General features: G+C 74.2%; 1 protein-coding gene. It reads left to right on the forward strand.

Annotated elements, in window-relative coordinates:
* On the forward strand, positions 1 to 1330 hold a 1330-nt coding region (locus tag ACZ4VF_RS35545; RefSeq protein WP_467931208.1), incomplete at its 5' end, for an alpha/beta fold hydrolase.
* Between the last annotated feature and the right edge of the window lie 500 nt (positions 1331 to 1830).

The raw sequence follows: 1830 nt of genomic DNA on the forward strand, positions 1-1830 counted from the left end.
CCAGGTCCACACCACCGCGGTCACCGTCCGCGAGGACACCCCGGGCAACAAGCAGCTCGTCGCCTACCTCGTCCCCACCCCCGGACACACCCCCGGCACCCCCGACCTGCGCGCCCATCTCCAAAGGCAGCTGCCCGACCACATGGTCCCCAGCCTCTACGTCACCCTCGACCACCTGCCCCTGACACCCAACGGCAAGGTCGACACCAAGGCCCTCCCCGCACCCGACCACCACCGACCCGAACTCGCCACCACCTACACCGCCCCCCGCACCGCGACGGAAGCAACCATCGCCGGCGTGTGGTCCGACGTCCTCGGCATCGACACCGTCGGCATCCACGACAACTTCTTCGAACTGGGCGGGCAGTCGATCAGCTCGGTGCGGGTGGTCTCCCGGCTGCGGGAGGCCGGTCTGGGCGTCGCCCTCCAGCAGATCGTGCGGCATCCGACGGTGGCCGAGCTGGCGGCCGTGCTCGACGTCCCGCAACCGGCGTCGTCCGGGCTCGTGGTGCTCCTCTCGTCCGTGGTCGATCCCGAGCTGCCCGTGCTGTTCTGCGTACACCCGGGCGGTGGCAGCACCCACCCGTACCGGTCGCTCGCGCGGTGCCTGGCGGGCACGTTCACCGTGTACGGCATCCAGGCCCCGGGACTCGACGCGGACGAGGCGCCGCTCGTCGGGATCGAGTCGATCGCGGAACGGTACTGGCGGGAGATCCGCAGGGTGCAGCCCACGGGTCCGTGCAGGATCCTCGGATGGTCGACGGGTGCCGTGATCGCACACGCGATGGGAGCGGCGGCACCGGAGGAGGTCTCGGGCCTGTACCTGCTGGAGCCGGCGGTGACCGGCGACGACCAGCGGGGCCGCTTCGAACGGCACGCCGAGGTGTACCACCGGGTGAACGCGTTGTGGCACCGGGGTCAGGGCGAGCGGGGCGCCGAACGGGCCGCGACGCAGCGGGAGTTGCGGCGCCTGGCACCGGAGATGAACCTGGACGAGGCCCTGGTCACGCTCGACGAGTGGCTGCCCTACGCCGTGCTGGAGGCCGAGGTGCGCTCGCTCGCCGCCTACCGGCCCCGGCGCTCGGGAGCCAGGGCGACGCTGTTCGTCAGCGACACGGTACGGGACGGCAGCGGCGACGAGGTGCCGGAAGCCCGGTACATCGCCCACTGGCGCGGCCTGTACCCGGCCGGGCTGGCCCAGCGGGCGATGCCCGGCCGGCACATGGAGATGGTGAGGGGCGACGAACAACTGGAGCTGGTGGTCTCCACACTCCGGGAGGCCGTACCGGCGGCCGCCGCCTCTCGGGAACGGGAGTTGCAGCCGGCCTGAGCGGAAGCTCCGCCGGAGTACCGGAGCCGGTGGCCCACGAGGGGCCCGCCACGACTGTGGCGGGCCCCTCGTCCTGTTGCTCTTCCCCGGCCCGTCGCTGTCGGTGTGCGGCGGGGCCGCGGTCCCGGGATCCGACCGGCGTCAACGGAGTGTGCCTCCTGCCTGGCCAGGGCCAGCGTCCGTCGCGCACCGGGGCGCATCCGGGACCGGGCGGCTGCCGAGGGCCCTTGCCCGCCCGGGCCCCACGGCCGGCGGCGTCGCAGCCCCCGCCCTCCCTCCTTCCCTCTCCCGTCCCCCGGTGCTTCGCCCGCCGGCGCCTTACCCACACGTCCCACGTCCCCGTGGGCTGCTCCCCCTCCTTTCCGCCTCCTTTTTCCGGCTCCTTCTTCTCGGCCTTGCGGCACACACGGCGACGCCCCGGGGTGGGGGGGGGGGGGGGGGGGGGGGGGGGGGAGGGGGGGGGGGGGGGGGGGGGGGGGGGGGGGGGGGGGAGCGGAGGA

It is taken from the genome of Streptomyces sp. NPDC029151, assembly GCF_055564315.1.